The following is a 9,780-nucleotide window of genomic DNA, read 5'->3' as shown; positions in this document are numbered from 1 at the left end:
CCCTTATACAACGCAGGATGCTCACTGCGAACCTGCATCAGTTGAGCCAGATAGTTTTTCAGCGTCAGTTGCTCAGGTGTTAAAGCTGCGGTCACCCCTTCAATTTTTGCGCTTGAGCGTGCGACATGGTCATCACATACACCTAGCGCTGCGCAATCTGAGGTCACTTTCGCCGCGAAATCCGCAACCTCGTCACCAATTTCCTCACCATAATAGAATGTGATAGGGCCAGAATACGCCGCCAAGAAACTGAACGCCGCCTGATGACGCAGTTGATCGTCTCCCAACCCACCTCGTTGAATCAAATCCCCGAAACGCACCAGATCGTGATTGCCCAACATCAGATTCGGCATCGCGTGATACGGAGATTTCGCGCGCTTATTCCAATCGGCATCCAGTGCACGTGCGTTGCCGCGGGCCCCCGACTCTTCCACCGCTAAAGCCAGGACCAGACCATAACGCAGCGGGAAGTTAAATGCCGATGATAACCCCGGCTCCTCATCGGTGCCGTACGTCGTACGAGAAATTTCGTCCGCACCTTTCCACACTTCACCGACCATGTAACCTAACGTTCCCCAATCAAGTCCAGCCTGTTGATTCTCTGCCGAGGCTTGTTCAACTGCAACGCGAATTCGGGCCCAGGTCTGTAAAGGTACCTGATACGCCTGATCAAGACGCCATCCATCAATGCCAAACTCCTTCACCCAATAGGTCGCGACTTCGGTAAAGAACGCTTCGCTGGTTTCATTGGGGTAATTGACGTACATCCCGGGATATCCGGCTTCACTGCGTAAAGAAGGTAACTTGCCACTTGGTGAGGGTTTAACGCCATTCACGTGGGTGTGACCAAATACGCCATCCAGGAAGACATACAGTCCCTTTTGATGTGCCTTATCAATCAACTCTTTCAGTTTGGCATTGCTGCCAAAGTTCGGATCAACATTAAAATAGTCACACGCAAAATAGCCCGTAGCGTCGAGTTTGTTGTCCACGCCCTCTCCCGCGCAGGAGTCAAATACCGGGGTCAGCCAGATTGCATTGACGTTCAGGCTGGCAATGTAATCCAGGCTATCGATGACGCCCTGCAAATCACCTTTGTGATGAGACGTCCCATACCCCACACCGTAATCTGCGCTGGCATCTCCATCGACAAACGACTCCATCATGACCTGATAGATTCTCAGATCGCACGCCGGATTGTCGTCCTGATAACAGGCGTAATCCAAATCTTGGTTGAGCACTGCGAGTTTGAGTTGGTCTTGTTGCGACGCATCCAACGTAAACTGGTAGACTCCCTGATCCGTCACGGTGACTTTGATGTTGCCGTTACCTGCATCTTCCAGAGTGATCGAACCTGAACCCGTAACGACAGAACCGTATCCGAGATTCACATTGCTCCAATCATCAGAGGCAACTTTAAACTCATACGAACCTGGGGTCAGGTAACCGTCAAAAGCATAAAGTCCGTCGCCCTGATAAGTCATCTCATTTTCGGTGTTCCAGTCATTCATCGAGCCTCGCACGTACACTTTGGTGTTGCCATACGGCGCAACATCGACCGGAGTCGCCTCTGTCACTAACCCTTCACCTTGCTCACCAATCTGGGGTAGAACAAATACCGCCGCCGTTAGTGGTGGGATCGAGAACGTCTGATCTGTAAACGTTGATTGTTTAACGCGTGGATCGGCCGATGAAGTGAGTGCCGGATGCAACACAAAGCTATTTGCCCCATCGATACGAAGGCTTTGCGCAGACGTGTTGGCATTGATGGCTACCACGATTGCATCGTAACTCGGATCGAGATCCGCCCCGGCGTTAATACCATCGTTGACTGACATCACGATCATACCTGGTTGCGCATCAGGACCTGTATTATGGAAACGTACCCTTTCCAATACTTCCTGCTCGGAAACCAGTCTCAGCAAAGGCGTCGATGAACGCACTTTGAGCAGTGCTTTAAATGCATCGTCTGTCCAGCGAATATCGTCTGATGTGGCCACGGTATTCGGATTGCTGATGATGGATTGAATCGCACTCCAGTTCGCCTGATCTTTATCGGCTCTTGGCAGACCAACGTTCCAGTTGTTCGTTTGCATACTGAAATCGACTTTGTTGTACCAGTCACCGCTGTCGTAGCTGTCCCTTTCCATCGATTTAGAACGCAATAGCTCGGAGCCCATATGCAGGAATGGTACACCTTGCCCTAACATAACCGTCGACAGACCAACGATTTGCATTCGCGCTCTGTCCGCCGGAGAAATATCAGCTTGCGCTTTGTACTGATTGAAGTCCCATAAGGTTTGGTTGTCATGTTTAGACACGTAGTTGATCGACTCTTGAGGGTCGAGTGTGTACGCCGCGCCTTGATCGCCATATAAGTAATCGCGGCCATAGACTGTTGCCCCGCTATGAGTTTGCAGCGGATAGTTCTGCAAATTCCCCGTCATACCATAGCGAATCAGATCCATACGTGATTGCAACTCTTCTGAGAAACGGTCTCCGGCATTAGCAAAACCTGGGTTTTGCAATAACGCGTCACCACTATCAAACGGTCCGCCACCACGCACACCGTCACGCAGGCGATCGTTATACGTCCCGATTCCCGTCCCTGCCATCGGCCATTGAGTCGCGTTTTCACCGCGCTGGCCATTGGCCACTTCACCAAAGTTCCATCCTTCACCATAGAACCAAGTATCCTGATCGACTTTTTGAGTCTGCTCATAGATGTGCAGCATGCTGGACTTCATCAGATGTCCCATCAGATCGAAGCGGAACCCGTCAATTTTGTAGTCCTGGGCCCACATCATAACGCTGTCTGCCACCAGCTTTTCAAACATCCGGTTTTCGGACGCCGTATTGTCACAGCACGTGGAGTTTTCGACGGCTCCCGTAACAGGGTTCAGGCGATGGTAGTAACCGGGAACAGTCTTATCCAGTACAGACTTATCGTACAAACCGGATGAATAGGTATGGTTGTACACCACATCCTGTACGACACGGAATCCCATGGTGTGCAGTTTTTGCACCATCTGCCGGTACTCACGAATCCGAGATATGCCGTCGCTTTCAACTGCATAACTACCTTCTGGTGCGCTGTAATGGAATGGGTCGTAACCCCAGTTAAAACTGTCTAGCGAGCGAATGTCCGCCAACAAGGCCTGAGCCTCTCCCGAATTGGGATCGGTCTGTTCTAACAACGACAGAATCGTCGCACTGCGCGGAGTGTTATCCTGACACAAACTGGCACCCGGACTCACGTCACACAATTTGGCAACGGTGTCGTTGAGGTCAACCCGCTTGTCTTCGTTCTCGTTGATTGAAGCCAAGTCATAACTTGGCAGCAGGTGAATGGTGGTCAATCCGGCTTGTTTCAGCGCATCTAGATGAGTGACACTGTCACGATCATCTTCCAGAAATGCCAGATATTTACCATTTCGCTCTTCGGTTCCTTTAGTATCACTGACGCTGAAGTCACGAATATGCAGTTCATAAATGATGTTGTCTTCTGGGTTATCCAACACCGGAATGGTCTGGCTATCCCAACCTGCGGGCTTAGAAAGGGGCGAGTTCAAATCGACAAGTTGTGAATGAAGACTGGATGTGCTCAGTGACAGCGAGTATGGATCCGTCGTCATCATCCATTCAACCTGACTGGTTTTCGGATGGTAAGCTTTCACTCGATAGCGGTAGAACACATTGTCCAACTCTGCACCGCTCTGATAACGCCAGATACCTGTTTTTGGATCGAGCTTCATGGACAATGGTGACGAAGGGATCAGCGCTTTATCCTGATCATACAGATACAATTCGACGTCTTGTGCTGTTGGAGCCCACAAGGCAAATTGCGCCGAGTCACCCTCGATCCAGCTGCCCAGTCGAGCCTCATCTGCATCATCTGGTCCGGCGGTATACAGTGTATCCGTGATACCAGGAATCTGAACCTGCGTCGCCACTAAGAGTTGACCTTCATTATCCAGTGCCACGGCGATCAGTTGTGTCTTCAGCAAGGCTTTGGCTGTGCTTTCATCCACGTCAAGCATGAACTCAGTGCGTCCACGCAAGTGGGGAAATTCCGGGTTGTCTGTTGTACCAGCCAAAGACAGATCATATTTTTCAAATTGTTGTGGCTGAGCAATATCACCGTTGCCAGCCTCTCTGCTCCATATCTGGTAACGAGCCGCTTCACTGTGATCGAACCAGGCAATGGAAGTGACATCCAGCCAATGCGCCGCAGCCCCAGACAAGGCAACGGTGTTCTGTTCATCCGGCGAGTACTTCAATGTGGTACTGCCATGAGATGTGTACAGCGTGTTGCCTTTGGCAAACTCTATTTGTAGATCATCGCCTCCGAGCGCTTTATCGTCGCCTTTATGCACAATGAAATTCATGCACGCGCCGTGTTCACCTTTCAGTGGCACGGTGAATTTGGCGCCAAATTCAGGGTCAATCTCGCTCCACGTGTAAGGACTGCCCCACTCGACACCACTCAGGGCATCTTCGCTGATCGCATCACAGGTCGCGTTATTCCACAAATGCAGACCCCAGCCTTCATAGTTGCCGTCGTCGCGCTTGTAGTAGATCACCGCCTGTTGATACACAGGTGTCGGTTCAGTGGTGCTGTGGTCTGGGCTTTTTGGGTTAGTATCAACGCTGTCTGGAATACCGTCGCCATCGTCATCACTGGAGGCAAAATCGCTCAACCCATCACCATTGGTATCAAGGCTTTCGAAACGGTTTTTCGGAAATGCATCTGCGCTGTTTGCCACGCCATCACCGTCGATATCGCTGTCTTCGACATCTGCAACCTTGTCGCCATCGTAGTCCGCAGGTTGGCTGACGCTATCGTACGGATTGCTGTCTAAGCGTATTTCGTCCTCATTCGACCATCCGTCCCCATCTATGTCCGCATCCAGCGAGTCCGGAATTTTATCGCCATCGAGATCAGCGGGTTGACTGATCGCATCATACGGATCAGTCCCCACCTGACGTTCAACTTCATCATTGAAACCATCGTTGTCGTCATCCTGATCCGCATGGTCACCAATTCCGTCTAGATCCGCATCCGCAGACTCGAGTTTGTCATTCGGAAACAGATCCAGGGTATCTGCCACACCATCCTCATCACTGTCGCTCACCACAACTGGCTTACCACGTGAATCCAACATCAAGGTTTTATAGCGTAAATCACTGTCGCCTTTTCTCAGTTCTTTACCCAGCACTTTGGCCGCTTGTTCCAACGTTTTACTCAGCGGCTTTACCTCTGTATCGCTCAGGGTTTCCGGCATTAACTGCGCGAGTGCCTTTGCCGCTCTTGCTGCCAATAGATTTTCGTTAGCGACATAGTCGCTGTCCGGGATTAAATCCGGCTGTCGCAGTTGCCTGCGCAGCATAGCGATCGCACGTTTTTCGCTGACGCCCTGAGACATCTTTAGGCTGATGTAGGTTGTCAGAGGGCTGACGTGCGCATAGTCAGCCGGCGCCAGTAACAGATAATCACGTGTTGCTGCCACGCCCGGGATATCCTGGTCGACGGTTTGTCCACGCTCAACTTGCGCGGCAATCAAGCTGCTGCGCTGCTGGCGACTGACACCAGAGGCATCCAAACTCGCCCATCCCTGATCGTCCGTGCGGGCTTGCGGCTCCGAACCATTGGGTTGAAAGTTGCCGTCAACATCCAGCCAGACAGCGGCGTCACTCAAATAGCCATCCATCACCCGGAGATCCAGCTGGTCGTTGCACCCTGCCAGCATTCCAAGCGATGCAAAAGCCAAAGTCATTCTCGTTAACTTGATGTTCATTGTTATATCCATGTTTGTTCACGTAATTGGGGGACCCCTTACCTGGGTCCTTCCCGATGTGGAAGCAATAAGCAAACATCACCACAAGTTAACCTTATCTATTTCAGCTATTTTATTACCTCACCCCATCAGTAGAGGATTCAGGGCGTAGAGTGGTGGGAGGAGAAAACTAAGATAGAAGAGAAGTCACAAAATGAAGCGCTGGACTCGTAGGAATTTTTCTCACTGCCTGATAAACAGTGAGTTACTAGGCAATTTGTAGATTGAAAGAGGGCTTAAACTGTAGAAAAACTACATTTTACTCAATGCGCATAAATTTGATCTTCAGCCCATTGAACATTAGAAAAGACAAATACATAAACGCCCTCAACAGAGGGCGTTCGGGTTATTCAGGTAACTCATCGTCTTCAAAGACCACATTATAGTTTTCGGTATAACTGCACTGTGGCTGCCGACTGCAGGTAAAAAACCGGCGACCTCGAAACTCTCCCTGGCTGGCGGTTTTTATCACCATAGGACTGCCGCATTTCTTACAAAATCGTATCTCTTTGTCTGGCTCAATTAAATCAATATGTGCAGCCAGCAAACGGCGCAGACGTCCGACCTGATAGCTGTGCTTGATGGACGTACCAATTAATGGAATACCTGCCGATTTGCACACGTGCATCAGCAGTTTCTGCCGCTCGGCTTTTCCTTTATCGAGCGGTTTTCCGTTATCCAGCTCAATCACGACGCGCACTTCCAGCGTTCTTGGATCACAGACAATGTAGTCAAAATAACTTTTCGCGATCCGACCGTTCGCGATAAACCACTGTTTTTTGTTGGTTGCGACAGGGGCGAGCACATTGGCCATATTCACTTTTGTCATAACCACACCATGCTCACCAACAGCGGTTTTCAGCGCATTGAAGAAAGCCCCCTCCTGTAAATTTAACAGTGGTCCTTTCTTCTTATAACTGGAATCTTTAATGCTCTCTTGCCTGAGCAGTTTTTTCTGCACCACAAAAAAGAAGATCACTAAAATAACGACAAGAAAGAAAATATTTACCATTAACCACTCATTACCCGTTTACCCCGCTAAGTTGTAATTCTTATGCGTTTCTTATACTTACGCAAGCAGAACCTGCCAGGAACTAACGGGACACCTTGACATATCGCCGTTCAGGGCGTCCAACCGTTCCATAATTTAAATCCGCTTCCAGTTCCCCTACCGTGATCAGAAACTCCAGATAACGTCTGGCAGTCGTTCGACTGGCGCCTATTTTTTCCCCAGCCTCATCCGCAGTCAGACTGACTGGTGAGGTAAACAGCGCACGGATTTTATCCAGCGTCACACTGTCAATCCCCTTGGGCAGACGTCCGGAAGGTTTATCACTCCCGACATTGGCCTGAAGCATTTTGTCAACCAGGCTTTGATTGAGATCATCCACACTCCCCAGCTCCTGTTGACGTGACTGATATTTTTTCAATGCCGCCTCTAAGCGAGGAAACATGACCGGTTTAAGTAGATAATCCACCACACCACCACGCATCGCCGTCTGGAGTGTTTCCACGTCACGGGCAGCGGTGATAAGAATGACATCGCATCCCAGATTTTCACCCCGTAACTGATTAAGAATATTGAGTCCGGTTCCGTCTGGCAGATACACATCCAGCAAGACCAGCTGGGGTTTAAGCAGCTCAAGCTGCATTTCAGCTTCTGCCTGAGTTGTCGCTATCCCGACGACGTCAAAACCGCCCATCTGCTCCAGATAGCGATGGTGCAATTGAGCGATAGCGATATCGTCTTCTATGATCATGACTCGGGTTAACGTACTCATAATTGATCTTCCTTGGGCAAATACACCGTCATCCTCGTTCCAAATTCTTTATGTCCATTAATTACCAACTCTCCGTGGTAACGCTGAGCTAACTGATTAACCAAATACAACCCCACGCCGCGGGTATGGTTATCTTTGCTCGATACTCCCCGCTCGGTCAGTGCATCTGGTGCAATGCCGTCAGGCAGTCCACATCCCTGGTCATCGACTTCCAGAATGATCTCATGGCCAAAGTCACTGATTGACACTTCAATTTGGCGCCGTTCCCGGGCAATGTGGTACTCCGCTTTTATTGCACTCATCGTGGCATCAAACGCGTTGTCGATCAGATTACCCAGAATCGTCACTACATCCTCTGCGTTGATGCGCTCAGGTAAACCATTTAGCCTTGAACCTTCCTCCACAACCAGTTCCAACCCGAGCTCGCGCGCCCGCTCCGACTTGCCCAGTAACATACCAGCAATCAACGGGTCTCGAACGGTTTCGCGTAAAAATTCGATCAGACTCTGATAGTGTGCCGTCTCCTGACCGATCAGATGTTGTACCGCTTCCAACTCGCCCATTTGTACCAGCCCACTGATGGTATTGAGTTTGTTGCGGTGCTCATGAGTTTGGGAGCGCAGCAGTTCGGCATACGCTTTGGTTTGGGAAAGTTGTTCGGTTAATTCATTAATTTCATCTCTGAGCCGGAAACTAGATACCGCGCCAACCACCTTGCCCTCAACAATAATCGGGCTACGGTTCGCAATCAGTCGCTGACCATTGAGATACAGATTAATATCATGATCGGTTTTGCCTGTCTGAAGAACGGTGTGTAAGTCACTTTCCGGCAGCACTTTCGAAAGTGGCTGATTCAGCGCTGTGTCTTTGTCGATGCCGAGAATATCGCACGCACTGCGATTGATTGAGCGCAGTTTACCAGCACCATCAATACTCAAAATGCCTTCTTTGAGCGTACTCATGGTGACATCGAGTTCAACGTACAAGCGGCCGATCTCCTCAGGCTCAAACCCTAAAATGGCTTTTTGAAAGCGGCGTGATGCGTAGCTGGAAACGATCGCATTCGCGCCAACCACACCAAGTGCCATGAGGATGAGAAATGTCAGGAACGGTTCGACTCTATCTTGCAAACGTTCAATAAGATAGCCGACCGACACCACACCAATGATGTCGCCATTGGCATTGAAGATCGCAGATTTTCCACGCACTGAAACACCAAGGGATCCTTTTGCCGTCGATACGTAGGCGCGGCCCTCAATCAAAGCGCCGTCATTATCACCACCACGCATTGGTAGTCCGATACGCTGATCTATCGGGTGCACAAGACGCACGCCTTGGGCATCTCCAATCACAATGAACGCCGCTCCAATCAAATCCGTCAGTTCGCGAAAACGCTGCTGATGTTCAACGATTTCACGATTCTCGACCATATTGATCACATAGGGAGAGCGAGCCAGAAATGCAGCGACACCCAAGGCTTTCTGCCCCATTTCTTCCTCTTGGGCATGTTTAACGTAAATGAACCCTGCTGCGACGAGCAACAGCAGTTCTATCAGCCCTGATAAGGTCATGATGATCAGCATTCGCTTACGAAAGCTGACTTGACTCCATTTCATACCACTATCCTTAGTTATCTGGCGCTAAGTTACCACTGAATCTTGTGAGGCTCTAAGCTGTCAGCCAATATCTGTGAGGATGAGTAAGGAAAAAGGCCGACAGAATGGAGTTCTGTATGTAAATTAGTCACTTACTATCAGTACTTCCAAAAAGGTGAAAATAGCTAAATATTAATCAAGTTGAATATGTGAATTGAGTCACATCAATTTTAGTCGATATAATCAGCGAAGGCGCTGTACGAATTGTATAATTATTATGCAGCGGCCACATAAGGATGCGAATGTTCAGCGCGGCAATTACAACATAATCAGCTGTCGTCGCGGGGCAATAACGAGGTCAGAGGGATAGAAAATGAGACGGGATGTTTTTGGGATTTGCCTTTCCAAATCCATGCTAAATAATAATCTAGGCGCCACTTTTACTCATGTGCGGGCTTACCAATCAGACGAGCGAAGTGACGATGTGCGGGTAATGAAATCTTATCCGCAAATGTCCGGGCAGGAAGTCCTCAATACGATGCAGGATTCCAAGAGCCTCATCTGGCG

5 protein-coding genes are annotated in these 9,780 nt (G+C 49.6%); 1 reads left to right on the top strand and 4 read right to left on the bottom strand.

The annotated features are described in order from the left end of the window. From pulA to CAG65_RS10125, 4 genes are all read right to left on the bottom strand, one after another. The coding region (gene pulA, locus CAG65_RS10140; RefSeq protein ID WP_161453549.1) for a pullulanase-type alpha-1,6-glucosidase at positions 1-5,798 on the bottom strand (5,798 nt) is incomplete at its 3' end. A 385-nt stretch (positions 5,799-6,183) separates the two neighbouring features. Further along, the gene (locus CAG65_RS10135; RefSeq protein WP_161453548.1) at positions 6,184-6,849 is read right to left on the bottom strand and encodes a DUF2726 domain-containing protein; all 666 of its coding nucleotides are present in this window, start codon (positions 6,847-6,849) and stop codon (positions 6,184-6,186) included. Between the two features lie 82 nt (positions 6,850-6,931). After that, entirely contained in the window at positions 6,932-7,618 is a 687-nt protein-coding gene (locus CAG65_RS10130) for a response regulator (RefSeq protein WP_161453547.1), read from the bottom strand. Continuing rightward, positions 7,615-9,234 carry an ATP-binding protein gene (locus tag CAG65_RS10125; RefSeq protein ID WP_161453546.1) on the bottom strand — a complete coding sequence of 540 codons (1,620 nt, stop codon included), beginning with the start codon at positions 9,232-9,234 and terminating at the stop codon, positions 7,615-7,617. Before CAG65_RS10125 ends, CAG65_RS10130 begins: the two co-directional genes overlap by 4 nt. A gap of 352 nt (positions 9,235-9,586) precedes the next feature. Here CAG65_RS10125 and CAG65_RS22240 point away from each other — a divergent pair. Next, a partial coding sequence (locus CAG65_RS22240) for a hypothetical protein (protein WP_237668795.1) occupies positions 9,587-9,780 on the top strand: 194 nt, incomplete at its 3' end.

The sequence above is a fragment of the Vibrio sp. V39_P1S14PM300 genome (assembly GCF_009904765.1).
Classification (GTDB): Bacteria; Pseudomonadota; Gammaproteobacteria; order Enterobacterales; family Vibrionaceae; genus Vibrio; species Vibrio proteolyticus.
The sequence above is the reverse complement of the archived record's forward strand: the minus strand, read 5'-3'. Positions and strand labels throughout refer to the sequence as shown.